Annotated in this window: 14 protein-coding genes; 5 read left to right on the top strand and 9 right to left on the bottom strand. The window is 72.0% G+C overall.

The window, feature by feature from the left end; genetic code table 11:
* Positions 1–420 precede the first annotated feature (420 nt).
* Together ABD901_RS41170 and ABD901_RS41165 are read left to right on the top strand one after the other, a co-directional pair.
* Positions 421–4311, top strand: a complete 3891-nt coding sequence (locus ABD901_RS41170) for a ThuA domain-containing protein (RefSeq protein ID WP_345136047.1) — start codon at positions 421–423, stop codon at positions 4309–4311.
* Positions 4312–4430: 119 nt separating this feature from the next.
* Positions 4431–5057, top strand: coding sequence for a vitamin K epoxide reductase family protein (locus ABD901_RS41165; RefSeq protein ID WP_345136046.1), 627 nt, complete (start codon positions 4431–4433; stop codon positions 5055–5057).
* A 6-nt stretch (positions 5058–5063) separates the two neighbouring features.
* Here ABD901_RS41165 and ABD901_RS41160 read toward each other — a convergent pair whose 3' ends face one another.
* Entirely contained in the window at positions 5064–5816 is a 753-nt protein-coding gene (locus ABD901_RS41160) for a DsbA family protein (RefSeq protein ID WP_345136044.1), read from the bottom strand.
* Between the two features lie 172 nt (positions 5817–5988).
* Here ABD901_RS41160 and ABD901_RS41155 point away from each other — a divergent pair, with 172 nt between their 5' ends.
* Positions 5989–6633 carry a hypothetical protein gene (locus ABD901_RS41155; RefSeq protein ID WP_345136042.1) on the top strand — a complete coding sequence of 215 codons (645 nt, stop codon included), beginning with the start codon at positions 5989–5991 and terminating at the stop codon, positions 6631–6633.
* Positions 6634–6677: 44 nt separating this feature from the next.
* Here ABD901_RS41155 and ABD901_RS41150 read toward each other — a convergent pair whose 3' ends face one another.
* From ABD901_RS41150 to ABD901_RS41130, 5 genes are all read right to left on the bottom strand, one after another.
* The gene (locus ABD901_RS41150; RefSeq protein WP_345136040.1) at positions 6678–8342 is read right to left on the bottom strand and encodes a SulP family inorganic anion transporter; all 1665 of its coding nucleotides are present in this window, start codon (positions 8340–8342) and stop codon (positions 6678–6680) included.
* Positions 8343–8403: 61 nt separating this feature from the next.
* The gene (locus ABD901_RS41145) at positions 8404–10308 is read right to left on the bottom strand and encodes a sensor histidine kinase (protein ID WP_345136168.1); all 1905 of its coding nucleotides are present in this window, start codon (positions 10306–10308) and stop codon (positions 8404–8406) included.
* 180 nt (positions 10309–10488) lie between these two features.
* Entirely contained in the window at positions 10489–10734 is a 246-nt protein-coding gene (locus tag ABD901_RS41140) for a hypothetical protein (protein WP_345136038.1), read from the bottom strand.
* 219 nt (positions 10735–10953) lie between these two features.
* Positions 10954–12177 (bottom strand): hypothetical protein, encoded by a 1224-nt coding sequence (locus tag ABD901_RS41135; RefSeq protein WP_345136036.1) that lies wholly within the window; start codon positions 12175–12177, stop codon positions 10954–10956.
* Positions 12174–12818 (bottom strand): protein kinase domain-containing protein, encoded by a 645-nt coding sequence (locus tag ABD901_RS41130; RefSeq protein WP_345136166.1) that lies wholly within the window; start codon positions 12816–12818, stop codon positions 12174–12176. The genes ABD901_RS41135 and ABD901_RS41130 overlap by 4 nt, the downstream gene beginning before the upstream one ends.
* Before the next feature lie 50 nt (positions 12819–12868).
* Between ABD901_RS41130 and ABD901_RS41125 the strand changes: the two genes are divergently transcribed.
* Positions 12869–13516 carry a hypothetical protein gene (locus tag ABD901_RS41125; protein ID WP_345136172.1) on the top strand — a complete coding sequence of 216 codons (648 nt, stop codon included), beginning with the start codon at positions 12869–12871 and terminating at the stop codon, positions 13514–13516.
* A 68-nt stretch (positions 13517–13584) separates the two neighbouring features.
* On the opposite strand, the gene ABD901_RS41120 is transcribed toward ABD901_RS41125, so the two are convergent.
* From ABD901_RS41120 to ABD901_RS41110, 3 genes are all read right to left on the bottom strand, one after another.
* Positions 13585–14907 carry a hypothetical protein gene (locus ABD901_RS41120; protein ID WP_345136034.1) on the bottom strand — a complete coding sequence of 441 codons (1323 nt, stop codon included), beginning with the start codon at positions 14905–14907 and terminating at the stop codon, positions 13585–13587.
* Between the two features lie 61 nt (positions 14908–14968).
* Positions 14969–15631, bottom strand: coding sequence for a response regulator (locus tag ABD901_RS41115; protein ID WP_345136032.1), 663 nt, complete (start codon positions 15629–15631; stop codon positions 14969–14971).
* The gene (locus ABD901_RS41110) at positions 15613–16842 is read right to left on the bottom strand and encodes a sensor histidine kinase (RefSeq protein WP_345136030.1); all 1230 of its coding nucleotides are present in this window, start codon (positions 16840–16842) and stop codon (positions 15613–15615) included. Before ABD901_RS41110 ends, ABD901_RS41115 begins: the two co-directional genes overlap by 19 nt.
* A gap of 108 nt (positions 16843–16950) precedes the next feature.
* On the opposite strand from ABD901_RS41110, the gene ABD901_RS41105 reads away from it, so the two are divergent.
* Positions 16951–17511 (top strand): class I SAM-dependent methyltransferase, encoded by a 561-nt coding sequence (locus tag ABD901_RS41105; protein ID WP_345136028.1) that lies wholly within the window; start codon positions 16951–16953, stop codon positions 17509–17511.
* Positions 17512–17522: the final 11 nt, after the last annotated feature.

Raw genomic sequence — 17522 nt, 5'->3', positions numbered from 1 at the left:
CGCCGTCGATGAGGGCGCGGAACCGGAGCCGCCCCGAGTTGTCGAGGCGCCCGCCCCACCGGAACGACTCCAGCCGATGCCCGTCGCGCCACGGGCTGCCGGGAAGGCGGATCCTGCCGTGGTGCCGCCCATACCGGCACGCTACGGACGGAGAGCGCTCTCTGGACAAACCGCCAAGTGGATAGGGGCGCTGTCCACGTCACCCCTTCACAATGACGGTCGTCTCTGCTTAACTAGGCGGCACCTCAATGAGAGAGCGCTCTCTGAGGTGGGAGGAGGATACGACCCGCCGACCGCCGCCGCTCACGGCGATCGGCCCAACGCACCCCGAATGCCTTCGGCGAGGCGACGGGGTGACGCTCCGGACGTGAATCGGCGCACGTCGTTCGTTGGTCTTCTACCGGAGAGGTACACCCCATCATGTTTCGCAGAGTGCTGCTCTGCGTCGCCGTCGTGCTCGCGGGGGTCGGCATCAACGTCGCCCCGGCGTTCGCCGCCGACTTCTCGGTGCTGGTCTTCAGCAAGACCGCCGGGTTCCGGCACGACTCGATCCCGGCGGGCATCGCCGCGATCCAGCAACTCGGCACGCAGAACAACTTCACGGTCGAGGCGACCGAGGACGCCGCGCAGTTCAACGACGCCAACCTGGCCCGCTTCAAGGCCGTGATCTGGCTGTCGACGACCGCCGACGTGCTCGACGCCAACCAGCAGGCCGCGTTCGAGCGGTACATCCGCGCCGGCGGCGGCTACGTCGGCGTCCACGCGGCGGCCGACACCGAGTACGACTGGGCCTGGTACGGCGGCCTGGTCGGCGCCTACTTCTCGAGCCACCCGGCGATCCAGCCGGTCCGGGTGCGCATCGAGGACACGACGCACCCGTCGACGGCCGGCCTGCCGGCGACGTGGAACCGGACCGACGAGCTGTACAACTACCGCACCAACCCGCGCGCGACGACGCACGTGCTGGCCAACCTCGACGAGACCAGCTACACCGGCGGCACGATGAACGGCGACCACCCGATCTCGTGGTGCCGTGCGTACGACGGCGGCCGTTCGTGGTACACCGGCCTCGGCCACACCATCGAGAGCTACAGCGAAGCCAACTTCCGCACCCACCTGCTGGGCGGCATCCGCTACGCGGCCCAGGGCACCGGGAACTGCTCGGTCGGCACCAACCCGCCGCCCACCGGCACGTTCTCGCAGGTGACGCTCGCGAAGACCGCCGCGGAGGTCGGCGAGCCGATGGGCCTCACCGTCCTGCCCAACCGCGGCGTGCTGCACACCTCCCGTGACGGCGTCATCCGGTACACCGACGTCAACGGCAACACCAAGGTGGCGGGGACGCTGACGGTCTACAGCCACGACGAAGAGGGCCTGCAAAGCATCAAGGCGGACCCGAACTTCGCCAGCAATCACTGGGTCTACGTCTACTACGCGCCACCGCTGAGCACCCCGGCCGGCGACTCACCGGCGACCGGTACGGCGGCGCAGTTCGCCCCGTTCAACGGCTCCAACAAGCTCGCCAGGTTCACCGTGCGGGACGACAACACGATCGACCCGGCCTCGGAAGTGACGATCCTGGACGTGCCGACCAGCCGGGGGCAGTGCTGCCACGTCGGTGGCGACATCGACTTCGACGCGGCCGGCAACCTCTACCTGTCCACCGGTGACGACACCAACCCGTTCGACTCGGCCGGCTCCGCGCCGCTCGACGAGCGGCCCGACCACAACCCCGCGTTCGACGCGCAGCGCACCGCCGGCAACAGCAACGACCTGCGCGGCAAGGTGCTGCGGATCAAGCCGGGCGCCACCGGCGGCTACACCATCCCGGCCGGCAACATGTTCGCCCCGGGCACCGCGAAGACCCGGCCCGAGATCTACGCCATGGGCTTCCGCAACCCGTTCCGGATGAGCGTCGACAAGGCCACCGGGGTCGTCTACCTCGGTGACTACGGCCCCGACGCGGGCACTGCCGACCCGCAGCGTGGGCCGGCCGGCACGGTGGCGTTCGACCGGATCACCGGGCCAGGCTTCTTCGGCTGGCCGTACTGCTCCAACTACAACACCCCCTACCAGGAGTTCACTTTCCCCAACGGACCGTCGGCCGGCCCGTTCAACTGTGCCGGTGGGCCGACGAACAACTCACCGAACAACACGGGTATCACCACCCTCCCGCCGTCGAAGCCGGGCTGGCTTCCGTACGGTGGCCAGGGGCCGTGGCGGCCCGAGCTGGGCGGCGGCGGGCCGATGGGTGGCCCGGTCTACAACTTCAACCCCGCGCTGGTCTCCGATGTGAAGTTCCCGTCCTCCTACAACGGGAAGGTCTTCCTCGGCGAGTTCACCAGCCGGTGGATCAAGGCGGTCACCCTGAACGGCGACGGCACGGCCGGCGCGATCGATGCGTTCCCGTGGACCGGAACCGCGATCATGGACATGGAGTTCGGGCCGGACGGCGCCCTGTACGTGCTCGACTACGGCACCGGCTGGTTCGGCGGCGACGCCAACTCGGCCCTCTACCGCATCGAGTACAACAGCGGCGGCAACCGGGCACCGATCGCCCAGGCCAGCGCCACCCCGAGCGCCGGCGCGGCGCCGCTGACCGTGCAGTTCAGCTCGGCCGGCAGCAACGACCCGGACGGTGACGCGATCACCTACGCCTGGGACTTCACCAGCGACGGCACGACCGACTCCACGGCGGCGAACCCGACGTTCACCTACGCCGCCAACGGGGAGTACACCGCCACGCTGACGGTGCGGGACACCGGCGGCCGGATATCCACCGCCAGCACGGTCATCGGGGTCGGCCGGCCGTCGGTCACGCTGGTCACGCCGGTCAACGGATCCCTGTTCAAGTTCGGTGACGCGGTGCCGTTCGAGGTCCGGGTCACCGATCCGAACACCGGCACCGTCGACTGCAACCGGGTCACGGTCAGCTACATCCTGGGCCACGACAGCCACGGTCACCCGATCACCAGCAAGAACGGCTGCACCGGGACGATACAGACCAGTGTGGACGGTGAGCACGACACGTCCGCGAACATCTTCGGGGTGATCAACGCGCAGTACACCCCGGTCACCGGCAGCGCGGTCCAGGACCAGCACGTGCTGCAGCCGCTGACCCGGCAGGCCGAACACTACGGGTCGATGAGCGGCATCCAGCTCGCCGCCAAGCCGAGCGCGCACGGCGGCAACGCCGTCGGGTACATCGAGAACGGCGACTGGATCGCGTTCAACCCGTACAACCTGGCCGGCGCCACCGGCTTCTCGGCGCGCGTCGCCTCGGCCGGCATCGGCGGGACGATCACCCTGCGGACCGACTCGCCGACCGGCCCGGTCGTGGGCACGGTGCAGGTCGCCCCGACCGGCGGCTGGGAGACCTGGGCCGACGTGACCGGCACGGTGACCCCGCCGGCCGGTTCGCACCAGCTGTACCTGGTGTTCACGGGAGGTACCACCGGATCCCTCTTCGACATCGACGACTTCACGTTCACGACGGGCAGCACGCCACCGCCCCCGGGCGGAAACCTGGCGCTGAACAAGCCGGCGACGGCGTCGAGCGTCGAGAATGCGGGCACGCCGGCGTCGGCCGCCGTGGACGGCTCGGCCACCACCCGGTGGTCCAGCGCGTTCTCGGACCCGCAGTGGATCCAGGTGGACCTGGGCCAGTCGACCGCCATCGACCGGGTGAAGCTGACCTGGGAGGCGGCGTACGGCAAGAACTACACGATCCAGACGTCGCCCGACGGCACGAACTGGACGACGGTACGCACGATCACCAATGGTGACGGAGGCGTGGACGACAACACCGCGCTCGCCGCCACCGGCCGCTACGTGCGCATCAACGGCACCGCCCGCGGTACCGCGTACGGCTACTCGCTGTTCGAGTTCGAGGTCTACGGCGGCTCCGCACCGCCACCGCCACCGCCGGGCAACCTGGCCCTGAACAAGCCGGCGACGGCGTCGAGCGTGGAGAACGCCGGCACGCCGGCGTCGGCCGCCGTGGACGGCTCGGCCACCACCCGGTGGTCCAGCGCGTTCTCGGACCCGCAGTGGATCCAGGTGGACCTGGGGCAGTCGACCTCGATCTCCCGGGTGAAGCTCACCTGGGAAGCGGCGTACGGCAAGAACTACACGATCCAGACGTCCACGGACGGCACGAACTGGACGACGGTACGCACCATCACCAACGGTGACGGCGGGGTCGACGACAACACCGCCCTCGGCGCCACCGGCCGCTACGTGCGCATCAACGGCACGGCACGCGGCACCGCGTACGGCTACTCGCTGTTCGAGTTCGAGGTGTACGCCTGAAATTGAGCGCGGGGGACCCGAGTGGTCCCCCGCGCTTCCCCTCGCGCGGGACGTGGGTCCCGCCGGAACGTGCCGCATGACCCTTGGGCGGCGGGGACGCGCGCGGTGAGGCTGCACGCATGGATCAGGGCCTATTCGCGCGCGGAAAGCGGCTGCGGCACTCGAACGCGTGGCTCTTCGGCACCATGTTGTTCTCCGCCGGCCTCAGCCTGACCGCGTCGTTCGTGCTGTCGATCGACGCGCTGCGCCTCGCGCGGGACCCGAACGCCGACCTGTCCTGCAACATCAACGCCGTCATCAGCTGCGGCACGGTCGGCAGCTCCTGGCAGGCGAGCCTCCTCGGGTTCCCGAACGCGTTCCTCGGCCTGGTCGCCGAGCCGGTGGTGATCACGCTGGCGGTGGCGAGCCTCGGCGGCGTCCGCTTCCCGCGGTGGTTCATGTTCGCCGCCCAGAGCGTGTACACCATCGGCACCGGCTTCGCGTACTGGCTGTTCTACGAAGCCATGTTCGACATCGGAGCCCTCTGCCCGTGGTGCCTGCTGGTCACCGTGTCCACGACGCTCGTCTTCGCAACGCTGACGCGCGTGAACATCCGCGACGGCAACCTGTACCTCCCGGCCCGGGCCGACGCGGCGCTGCGCTCGGCGCTGGACGCCGACCTCGACGCCATCGCCGTCACGATCTGGCTGCTGGTTCTGGCCCTCGCGGTCGTGCTGAAGTACGGCGGCGCGCTGTTCGGCGCCTGACCGCGCTCACCCGCCCCGGGCAGCGGTGACGGCGTCGGTCAGCGGGCCGGCGGTGTAGAGGTCGCCCTTGAAGACCTTGCCGTTGATCCTCACGGTCGGCGTGCCGGTGACGCCGCCGCTGCCGAAGGCCGTTTCCGTCAGCCGCGCGATCCACGGCTCGAACGTGCGGGCGCCGAAGGCGGTGACCACGTCCTGCGGCACGCCGGCCTCGGCGGCGAGCGCGGCGATCCGGTCGTCGGTGAGCCCCGCGCCGCCCTCCTTGGGCTGCTGCGCGTACAGCGCCCGGTTGAGCGCGAGGACCTTGTCGAGGGCGCGGTCGGCCACGGTGGCGACCGCGTTGGCGGCGCGCGTGGAGTAGTGGGTGCCGGCCGACCGGCCGTCCAGGAACGACAGCGGGTACAGCTCCAGCCGCACGGTGCCGGCGGCGACCAGCCGGCCGACCTCGTCGGCGTTGGCCCGCTCGAACCGGCCGCAGTAGGGGCACATGTAGTCCAGGTAGACCTCGAGCCGCACGGGCGCGTCGGCCCGGCCGATCGCGACGGCCCCGGCCGGCGTGGCGTTGGCGGGTGACAGCGGCGCCCCCGGCGCACCGGGCGTGGCGGCGGTCTCCGCCTTGCCGCCGGCGGCGTTGACCAGCGCGATCACGATGGCGACGAGCAGGCCGGCGATGACGATCCCGCCGCCGGCCCCGAGGATGCGGTTGCGATTGCGCCGCTGCTTGCCCACCGGGCGACCTCCCTGCGTGTCGATGACGTCCACTCGCCTGGAGCGTGCGCGAACGCAAAGCACCCGGGCAGGGCAGAAAGGGTCCCCGCGGCCGTGCCGATGGTCCCGTCGAAGCGGGTGGTTGTCCTCTGTGGATCACGCGGGCCGGTGCCCGAAGCTCAAGGCGTCAACAAAGACGCACAACGTTCAAGCCCGGAGGGCAACCATGAAGCGCAAGACGCTCGACATCATCGTCGGTATCGGCCTGGTGGCGCTCGCCGGGCTGCTCCTGATCGCCGGCGTGGTCCTCACCAGCAACGCGAACTTCGCCAACGACTACGTCAAGACCCAGCTCGCCCAGCAGCAGATCACCTTCAAGACGGCGGACACGCTCACCGCCGAGGAGAAGCAGTCCGCGTGCCTGGTCCAGTACGCCGGCCAGCCGCTCAACACCGGCAAGCAGGCCGAGTGCTACGCCAACGAGTTCATCGGCCTGCACCTGCAGTCGATCGCCGGCGGCAAGACCTACGCCCAGCTCGGCGACGTGCAGACCGACCTCAAGGCCAAGCTCGCCACCGCGCAGCAGGCGAACGACCCGGCCGCGGCCGACCTGCAGAAGCAGCTCACCGACGTCAACGCCCAGCGCGAGACCGTCTTCAAGGGCGAGACCCTGCGCGGGCTGCTGCTCACCTCGTACGGCTTCAGCGAGTTCGGCGCCAAGGCCGCACAGGCCGCGCTGGTCGCCTACCTCGCCTCCGGCCTGCTGCTCCTGCTCGGCGCCGCCGGCCTGATCCACGCCGCCCGCACCCCGCGCAGCCAGGGCTTCGCGGTGCCGGAGCCGAGCGGGAACAAGGAACCGGCAAACGCCTGACGCCCACCCTGCCACGAGCCCGGGCCGCTATGAGCGGCCCGGGCTCACTGCTGCTGGTCCTGGTGCCGCCGCCACTGCTCGTAGGCCGCGACGGCGGTCGGCAGGGTGGGGAAGATGCGCTCCGGCCCGATCGACGCGGTCAGGCCGAACGCGTCGAGCTGCTCCTGCAGGTCGCGCTTGACGCGGGCCATCGTGAACACCACACCGCGATCGGTCAGCTCCTGCCGCACGGCGTCGAGCGCCTCCAGCGCGGTGCTGTCGACCTCGACGTTGGCCTCCGCGTTGAGCACGAACCACCGCGTCGGGCCGCTGTCGGCGGCCGCGAGCGCCCGCTGCCGGAAGTCCTCGCTGTTGGCGAAGAACAGCGGGGAGTCGTACCGGTACACCAGCAGCCCCGGGATCGTCGTGGCCTGCGGGTAGTCGTCGATGTCGTGCATGCCGGCCAGGTTCGGCACCAGGCCCTGGATCGCGTCGTGCGGCCGGGCGACGCGGTGCAGCAGCTCGGCAACCGACAGCCCGATGGCGAGCAGCACACCGTAGAGGATGTCCAGCACGAGGACGCCGGCGAGCGTCGCGAGGGCCAGGAGCAGCTCGCTGCGGCGGAACGCGGCCAGGCGGCGGAACCCGGCGACGTCGATCAGCTGTACCGCGGCGTAGACGACGAGCGCGCCGAGCGCCGCGATCGGGAAGAGCTCCAGCAGCGGCGCGGCGAACAGCAGTACCCCGGAGATCGTCGCCAGCGTGACCACCGAAGCCAGCTGGGTGCGACCGCCGGCGGCGAACCCGAGCGCGGTGCGGCTGCCGCTGCTGCTGATCGGGAAGCCCCTCAGCAGCCCGGCGGAGACGTTGGAAACGCCCAGGGCGAGCAGCTCCCGGTTGGCGTCGATGCGGTAGCCGCCCCGGGCCGCGAACGACCGCGCGGTCAGCACCGTGTCGGTGTAGCCGACCACTACCAGCCCGACCGCGGGCAGCAGCAGGCCGGTGAGGTCGCCGACCTTGGGCAGCGCCGGCGTCGGCAGCCCGCTGGGCACCGTGCCGACCACGGCGATCCCGTGCCCCCGCAGCCCGAACACGCCCACCGCGGCGGTGGCGAGCAGCACGACCAGCAGCGGCCCCGGCAGGTTGGGTAGCTTCCAGCGCACGAGGAACAGCACGGCCAGCACGGCGAGCGAGAACGCCAGGGTCCCGAAGTCGATCCGGTCGATGTTCCGGGCGACGCTCATCACCTGCTCGGCCAGCGTGTCGCCGTGGACCGGGATCCCGGTCACCTTGCCGAGCTGGCTGACGATCATGATGATCGCGACGCCGGACAGGTACCCCACCAGGATCGGCTTCGACAGCAGGTCCGCGAGGAAGCCCAGCCGCGCCAGGGCGGCAATCAGGCAGAACACCCCGACGACCACGGCGAGCGCGGCGGCCAGCGCCGCGTAGCGGGTGGGGTTGCCGGCGGCGAGCGGGCCGACCACCGTGGCGGTCATCAGCGCGGTCGTCGACTCCGGGCCGACCGACAGGTGGCGGGACGAGCCGAGCACGGCGTACACCGCGAGGGGCGCGAGCATCGCCCACAGCCCCACGACCGGCGGCAGGCCGGCCAGGGTCGCGTAGGCCATCACCTGCGGCACCAGGTAGGCGGCCACCGTCAGCCCGGCCAGCACGTCGCCGCGCAGCCAGGCCCGGCGGTACCCCCTGAACGACCCTGTAACGGTCATCCGATCACGATAGGTCCGGCGGCGGGCCCGGGAGGGTCCAGCGCGCACGCCTGCGGAGTCCTCAATCGACGTCTTCCGGCGCAGTGTCGAGCAGCCGCGCGCAGTCGATGTCGGTCGGTAGCGTGGCGTGCAGTGTCGTCCCAGCACCTGCCGGACTTGAGATCTGCAGTTGCCCGCCCAGCGCCTCGACCCGGTCGACGAGGCCCACGACCCCGGTGCCACGGGCCGGGTCGACGCCCCCGACACCGTCGTCGCAGATCATCAGCGTGAGGGTCTCCCGCTGGGTTCTGCCGTCGGCGGTGATGTTGACGTCCACGTCGATCAAGGACGCGTGGGCGTGTTTGGCCGCGTTCGTGAGCGCTTCTGACACCACGTAGTACGCGGTCACCTCGACGCAGCTGGGCAGCCGCCGCTTGTGGCCCGCGTTGACCCTGACCGGGACGGGGCTGCGGCGGGCGAGCGCCTTCAATGCGGGTACGAGGCCGCCCTGGGAGAGGATGGCCGGGTGCAGGCCCCGCGAAATCTCCTGCAGGTCCGTGAACGCGCTGGCCAGGCCTTCGGTCGTCCGGCTCAGCCGCGCCTTGACCTCGTCGAGCTCGCCCGGCACCAGAGCCTCAACCTCGCGGAGCTCGAGACCAAGCGACACGAGGCGCTGCTGAACGCCGTCGTGCAGGTCGCGTTCGATCCGGCGGCGGGCCTCATCGGCGGCCAGGACGACCCGCGCACGAGACGTGCTGAGCTGCGCCCGGCTCTCGGTGTTCGCGACCGCGCTGGCGAGGAGCTCAGCGAACTGCGCCAGCCGCTCCTCGGTACCAGGTGGTGACGGCGTTCGCCGCCTCCATAGGACGACCAGTGAGCCCCACACGCTGCCCTCGACCATGACCGGCGCGGCAACCGACGAGTGGAAACCTTGTTCGCGCGCTACGTCGGCGAGGAGACCGCGGCGGTCGTCGTAGCTGTCCACCCGGGCCGGGCGGGAGGTGTGCTGCACCAGCTCCGCGACACTGCCTGCGACGGGAAGCCGCCGGCCCAGCGGGCTCTCCATGCCGTACTCGGCGAGGACACTGATCGTGCCGGGCGCCTCGTGGCGCATGAGCCTCGTGGCGTCCGCCCCGAGCAGCGACGTCGTCTCCGCGGCAACCGTGCGCAGGACCTCACCTGGGGGCTCGCCGCGCGCGACCATTACCGCCACGCGCCGCAGGCTCGCCTGTTCCGTTGCGAGCTCACGCAGCTCGTCCCGGCTCGCCCGCAGCTCGTCGCGGCTTGCCCGCAGGGAGTTGCCCATTGCCTCGCGCTCGATCGCGGCCAGCAGCAGTCTCTCCAGATCGGGCACCACCCGCTCACGCAACCGTCGCAGCATCGGCTCCGGCAGGTCGGCCGGGACGAGAAGGGCGCCGGTGGGCGAGCACCGTAGCGGCAGCGCCAGTCGTGACTCGTCGCCCGCGAGGGCGTCGAGCTCGATCGCCGCGTACGGCAGCTGCAGCGCTCGCGCCAGGTGGCGCGAAGCCTTCGGCAGTCCCGAGCGCAGATCGGCTGCGCCCAGCAGCAGGCGGCCCCCCTCGGCGAGCAGTTCGGCCTCCTGGCGGCGTTCGGCCAACTCGACCGCCCGGGCGCGGGCCAGCCGGGCCATCCAGCCCACCAACGCCGCCATGAGCAGAAATAGCCCCAATGCCTCCCAGTCCCGCGTGCGTTCCGTCTCGAGGTGGCGAACGGGTGGGACATACAAGACGTTGTAGGCGACGGCACTGGCCACCGTTACCGCCACCGCGAGCCACAGGCCCCAAATCCAGGACACCACCACCAAGCCGACAAGAAAGATCACCACCGAGCCGTTGCGCAACCCGATGTATCCGAGCGCATCTGCCAGCAGCATCTCGACCACGACGAACAGCGCCCCGGCCGTGAACCCCAGCGCCAGCGGCGGCGGCTTCGCCCGCACCAGCCAATCCGCCAGGCGTGCCTGCATCACCGACCCCTCCTCCTTCTAGGGGTACCACCTAGACGTACCCGGCGGACAGACGGGTCAGGCTGACGCCGGCGGCGCACTACCCTGACGTCGCCGCCGTCCAACGGGCACAGTGGTATGAGGCGGCCGGACGTGCGCGACGATCGGGCCGAAGGGCGAGCGCGGCCGCCGCGTCGCCGGTCAGACGGCGGCGAGGGTCATTGCCCGGGAGCACAGTTCGCGGGCCCAGGTGATCCGGCCGAGCGCCGTCTCGGGGCGGTCGCCGAACACTTCCGCGGCGCGGGCGTAGCACTCGTTGGGGCCGAGCTGTTCGAGGGTGCGCGCGACGACGTCGCGGATGGTGCCGTTGTCCAGGTCGGACGTCTGCGAGGCGTCGGAGACGAACAGCGCCATGCACAGCACTGGGTCAACCACGTGGGTCGTCATGGCGGATCACCTCGGTTCGCAGTGGGGTGTGGGGTGTTGATTCCACGTTCTCTCGTACCGATGAGGGTGGCCTCGCCGCCACCGGCACTCCCCGGCTGCCGGTTTCCGCACCCGCGGGTACCTGCTATCCGCCATGCCGAATTCACCTGGCCTCACCCTCCGCGGGGCAAACGTCCAGCCGGCGTGGGTCACGGACGTGACCCACGCCGGTGACGGCGGCTACGCCGCGCTGTCCAGGGAGGCGAGGACGGCCTGCAGGTACTGCTCGGCGGTCGTCAGGGGCCCCTGGACGTCCTTCTCTCCGGGCAGGGCCATCACGCTGGCGAGCACCACCACCTGCTCCCTGGCGACCAGGTAGGTGGCCTGGGTGAACGTGTTCGTGGTGTTGAGGGTGCCCAGGCTGTGGTTGCGCACGCCGACCCAGTGACCGGAGGTGTCCAGGTAGCGGGACTGCTGGTTCGACATGTTCATCGCCGCGTCCTTCACGGAGCTCGGACAACCGGCGGCGGCCTGGGTCACGAGGTCCTCGGCGGTGATGTCAGCGCCTGCGCCGGGCATCATCACGTGGATCTCGCCGGGGAAGCCGAACTCGACGGAGACCTGGCTGTTGCCGGTGATGCAGGGCCGGCTCGCGGGTGCCGGCGAGTTGTAGAGCGTCTGGCCGGCGCTCGCGGTGAAGCGCACCAGGGCGGTGCCGTCGTCGAGCAAGACCGGCTGCATGGTCAGACCGCCACCCTGCTTCCAGGTGAGCGCGTTGTAGAAGACGCCGTTGTTCACCCCGATGAAGCCCGGGATCCCCGCCAGGAACGAACCGTCGATCGTGAGCAGGACCAGCACGTCGTCGCTGCCGAGCGCCTTGCTGTCGACCACCCGCTGGCCCCAGTCGACGTACCGCTTCGGCAGGGACGCCGGGTCGGCGATCAGTTCGGGCGGCGGTGGCAGGGTGCCGTCCCCATTGATCTTGGGACTGGGAACGTTGGCGGCGACCTTCGACTGGATCAGCTCGGACATCATCCAGGGCTGGTCGGCCGACGCACGGGTGAACCGGGCGTAGATGTAGACGGTGGACCCGTCGGCGAGCTTCAGCTGAGCGGTGGCGATGAAGTAGGCGGGGTACGTGGTCTGCCCGGGCGGCACGCCGATCTCGACCTCGCTGAGCTCGGCGTTCGCCGCTCCCGGGATGCCGAGCAGTGCCAGCAGCGGTGGGCGCGCGTCCGTGACGACGTGCGCGTCGGTACCGCCGCGTGCCTCGCCCCAGGTGGAGAGCAGGATGACCCGGGCCGACTCCTGCGTGATCACCTCGTGCGCCGCGACGGCGGGCGTCTGCGGCACAACGGCGACGACGACGCCGACCACGACAGCGGTGGCGGCGCCGACCAGCGGCGGCAGGGCCCCGCCGGCGGAGCCGGTCGACACCGAGGTGACGGTGGTCTGGGTGGTCACCGCGGTGAGACCGGCGACGCCCGTCCCACCGGCGCCGTCGCGGCGCTCAACTCGGCGGCGCCCAGCGCGCCGAGCCCGGTCCCCGCGGTGGCGACGCCCGCGCCGAGCGCGCTGGCCACCGCGATCGCACCACCGGGGGCCAGGATCGCGCCGGTGGCCCCACCGAGCGTCATCCAGTCCGCCCCGTACGCGGCGGAGGCCGCCTCACCCAGCTCGGCCAGGAACTCCTCGGCGCTCTGCGGGCGGCCCGCCGGGTCCACCGACAGTGCCCGCTCGATCAGGCTCACCAGTTGCGGATGCAGCTCGTCGGGTCCGGCCGGCGGTGCGTCCTCGGCGACCGCCGGCACCTGACCGGTCATCAGCTCGTACAGGATGGCGCCGAGGGTGAACAGGTCCGAGCGGGCGTCGAGCGGTTCGCCGCGGCGTTGTTCGGGGCTGAAGTACTCCACCGACCCGTCGGCGGCCAGCACCGCCTCGGTGCCGGGGCGGGCGTTGGCGAAGTTCGCCAGTACAGATCGCCCGGATCGGTCGAGGTAGATGCTGTCGGGCGTCAGGTCGCGGTGCACCAGCCCGATGCGGTGCAGGGCGAGCAGACCGGTCGCCGCACCGGCGACGACGGCGAGCGCCTGCTCGCCGGTGATGGCTGCCGCTGGTCGCGGCCGCGGCCGGGCTCGCCGTCGTCGTGCTGGGTGTGCGGGGGCTCGCCACCCGCCGGCCCGTCGACGCCCTCGGGCCGAGCGGCCCGGGCGGGTATGCGATGGCGCTCGCCGCGGGCACGGTCCTCGGCTGTGCCGCGCTGACCCACTGGTACGCCAAGCCCGGCAGCGACGCACCGGCCGGGCTCTCCGGCATCGCCGTCGACGTGGCCCGCCCGGCGGACGACCCGGTGCTGTACATCGCCCATCGGGTCCTCGGCGCCGACGGCTGGACGGCCGTGACGCTGTGGATGGCGGTCGCGCTGGGCGTCTCGGTACTGCTGACCGGCCTGGTGTTCGCCGGCGCGGGGCTGCGGGAGGCGGTGGCGCTGTGCCCGCCGCGATGGCGGCTGTACCTGTCCGGCGCGGCGTACGGCCTGTGCCTGACCGCCGGCGGGTACCTCGCCTACCACGCGGTCGCCGAGGTCCGGTACTGGTCGGGCTGGCGCGACACCGGCGGGCTCTGGACGCCGCCGCCGGCACCCGCCGACGTCGCCGTGGCGGTCGGCGACGCGGTGTGGCGGTTCGGTTGGTGGCCCGCGGTCGGGCTCATCTGCGTCGCGGCGGTGGCCGGGTTCGCGAGGTCCGCGCGCGGTCCGCGGCTGCGCCGGCTCAGCCGTGTGTCCGGCCCGCGCACACGGTGAGCCGGCGTTTCAGCCGTCCCTTTGGATCCGCCCCGCCCCGTTCAGGACGGCCGACGGCGGACGGTGGGCTACGCGGCGAAGATGCGTACCGAATCGAAGCCGCGGACGGCGACGCGGCGCTGTGTAACGGCGATCGACGCGGCGAGGATCCGGCGGTCGCCCGGGTTCGGCCGGGGTACCAGCGGACTGTCCGGCAGCGGGAGGCGCCACACGACCATCCGCGGTGCGGGCGTCGACACGCACACCAGCTCGGTGGCACCCGCCAGCAACAGGTGGACCTCATCGACGTACGCGATCGCCGGCGGCTCGTCGCCGGCGTCGATGTCGAGGGCGATCGGCTCGTCGCGGTACCGGCGCTGCCCGTCCAGCCGGATCCGTTCCAGCCGGCAGCGCCGCGCGGCGTCGACGGCCACGGCGTAGAGGGTCGCGGGTCCAGCGGCGACCGAGACGACCTCGCCGTCCACCGGGCACCGCCAACGCTCGTGCCCACCGGCCAGGTCGTACCCCACGAGGTCCTCCCCGGGCGGGGGATGGTCCCGTTCCCAGGCTCGGGCCAGGTCGTCGAAGTCGACCCGGTCGGGCTCCACGTCGAGCTCCACCGCGCGGGCGACGATCGCCTCCTCGCGCTCCGCGGCCGCGGCGAGCCGGCGCCCGCGGTCCACCAGCACCAGCGTGTCGCCCGCCATGGCGCCGAACGTGCGGGCTCGTTCCGGGAAGATCGGGGCCGGTGGCAGCCGCCATCGCTCGGTACCGTCGGCGACCGCCCGGCCGACTATCGCTCCATCGGCCCAGGTCCCCCCGGGCTCGGTCTCGGTGACGGCAACGTCCCCGGCCACGGCAATGACCCGCTCCGGCGCCTCCCAGCGGGCCGCTCCGGTCGCGAGGTCCCGGCACTGCAGGTGCCACGATCTGGCGCGGTACACCCAGGACGCGAGGTAGGCGCCGGCACCCACTGCGAGCGGCTCCTGCCACAGCTTGACCGCGACGTCGGCGCCGTACACGTCAAGCTCGACCTCGCGGCCCGCGGCGAGATCGTCCTCGCGCAGGATGCGCCCGTCCGCGTCGATCAGGTACACGGTGAACGACTCGTCCCAGCGGTACACGGGCAACAGGATGCGGTCGTCCGGCAGAGGGCGCGGCAGGCCCACCTGGCTGCCCTCCACGCCCCGCACCGCGAACGGCATCGACACCCGGAACCGCTCCGCCGCCGCGACGAGGTCGAGCGCTACCAGGGCGACCAGGGCCGGCTCGGCGGGCGCAGACCCTCCCGCGGCGAGCAGCAGGCCCCCGTTGACCGCCGGCGGCAGGTACGACTCGTGCCACGCGTCCGGCACCGGCAACGTCGCCATCAGCACCGGCCGCCGCGCTGGACAGGACCCGGGAGCCCACATGCCCGCACCGTAGCAGCCGGCCACGCGATGGCCGGCCGGCGCGGACCGCGGCCTGGTGTTCCTAAGGTCCGGCGCCGGGGCGGGCGAGGCCGGTCTCGTAAGCGAACACGACGGCACTGACCCGGTCGCGCAAGCGCAGCTTGGTCAGGATTCGGTTGATGTGCGTCTTCACCGTGGTCTCGCCGAGGAACAGCCGAGCGGCGATCTCGGCGTTGTTCAGGCCGCGGGCGATCAGGCCGAGCACCTCGCGTTCGCGGTCGGTGAGCGCGGCACAGCGCTCGTCCGCGGGCGGGTCAGCGGTGCCGGTCACGTACCGGTCGACCAGCCGCCCGGCGACCGACGGCGCCACCATCGCGGCGCCGCGCAGCACCCCGCGGATCGCGACCAGCAGCTCCGCCGCCGGGGCGTCCTTGAGCACGAAGCCACTCGCACCGGCCCGCAGCGCCGCGAACGCGTATTCGTCCAGGTCGAACGTGGTGATCACGACAACGCGGGCGGCCGGGACCATGGCGCGGATTCGGGCCGTCGCGGCGACACCGTCCAGGCCCGGCATGCGGACGTCCAGCATGACCACGTCGGGTCGCAGCTGCGCGGCAAGGGCCACGGCGGCCGGTCCGTCGGCCGCCTCGCCCACCACCATCAGGTCCGGCTGGCTGTCCACGACCATGCGCAGCCCGACCCGCATCAGCTCCTGGTCGTCGCAGATCAGTACCCGTGCCCCCACCGCCCCATCGTGTCGTCGCGGCACTGAGAGTCCGCTGTGGCCGGCTGAGAAGCAGCTGTGGAGCCGTACACGGGCAGGGCCGCGGCCAACCGGAATCCGCCCGGCACCGGCCCCGCCTCCAAGGTGCCGCCGGCGTCCGTCACCCGCTCCCGCATGCCGGCCAGACCGCGACCGGACGACGGCAGTCCCGGGCCACCGCCGTCCCCGCCGGTGTCGACGACCTCGACGCGGACCGTGCGGCGGCGACCGGGCGCACCGAAATCCAGCAGGACGTCCACCGAGGCGCGAGCGCCGGCGTGGTTGAGCACGTTGGTCAATGCTTCCTGGACGATGCGGTACACCTGGCCGAGCAGCGACGCCGGCACGCCGTCGGCGGTGCCCGCGATGCGCAGCTGCGCCCCGGCCAGACCGGCTCCCGCCCGGGTCACCAGGTCACGCAGGTCGGCCGGTTCCCCGGGAGGCAGGCCGTGGCCTTCGCCGGGCGGCTGCAGGACGCCTTCACCGGAAGGCTGCAACACATCGAGCAGGCGGCGCAGTTCCTTCAGCGCGGCCCGGCCCGTGCTACTGACCAGGTCGAGCGTCCGATCCACGACCGCCGGATCGGTATGCCGCATGAGCCGGGCACCCTCGGCGTTGACGACCATCACCCCGACGCTGTGTGCGAGCACGTCGTGCAGCTCCCGGGCGATCCGGGCCCGTTCCCCGGCGATCGCCGCGGCGGCGACCGCCCGTCGCTGCGCCTGCGCGTACGCCCGGCGGGCTCGCACGTATTCGCCGAGCAACCATGCGGTGCCGACCAACAGGCAGAACCCGGCGGCGCCCCAACCGGCGTCGACGCCCGGATACCAGCGCAGCGCCCAAGCGGTGAAGAACCCGGCGGCGAGCGGCGCGACGACCGCGGCGCTGCCTCGCCGGCCCCGGACCACCAGCGTGTACACCATGACGAGCAACGCAACGTGCGCCAGCGGCAGGTGCTCCTTCCAGACCCCGCCGAGCAGCCCGGCCCATGCGGCACCGACGGCGACGGTGGCCGCAGCCCGCGGGTGCCGCCGCCGCCACAACACCGTCGAGACCAGCACGAGCAGCAAAGGCAGCCGCACCCACCATGACCGGCCGTCGGGCAACCCGGCCGCCGCCGCGAGCAGCACCGCGACGAGGGCCGCCTCGGCCAGCCACGGATAGCGGCCCGACCAGCCCAATAGCCCTTGCACCGCTCCCACGATACGGCCGCCGGGTCCGGCCGCCGTCCACCCGTGGCAGGACACCGGCGGGCCGCCGGGACGACGCCTGACGACCGCTGCCGTCCATACCGTCGCCACATGTCGATCTTCCGGGAATTCCTGCTCCATCCCAGGCTGACCGGCGCGGTCGCGGCCAGTTCGCCGCGGCTCGCCCGGGCCTTGACCGACGGCCTGGGCCTCGAACGGGCGCACACCGTCGTCGAACTGGGCCCGGGTACGGGCGCCGTGACCGACGTCATCCTGCGCCGGATGCCACCCGGCGCTCAGCTCGTCGCCGTGGAGCGCAACCCGAACCTCGCCGCGCACCTCGCCGCCCGGTATCGGGGCCGGCCCGTCCGGATCGTGACCGGTACCGCCGAAGACCTTGCCGGCATGGTCGACGCCCCGGTCGACGCCGTCGTCTCCGGGCTGCCGTGGACCGTCATCCCGCACGGCGCGCGACGCCGCATCCTCGACGCCGTCACCACGGTGCTGGCCGCCGGCGGCGGTTTCAGTACGTTCGCCTACAGCCACGCCGCGTGGACGCCACCGGCCAGACACTTCGCCGCCGAGCTGCGCGCGCGGTTCCGGACCGTGTCGCGCACCCCGTGCGTCTGGACCAACCTGCCACCCGCATTCGTCCATCGGGCCAGCCGATAAGGCATGTGGAT

Source organism: Dactylosporangium darangshiense (genome assembly GCF_039537565.1).
Taxonomy (GTDB): domain Bacteria; phylum Actinomycetota; class Actinomycetes; order Mycobacteriales; family Micromonosporaceae; genus Dactylosporangium; species Dactylosporangium darangshiense.
This window is presented reverse-complemented; position numbering and strand designations above follow the sequence as displayed.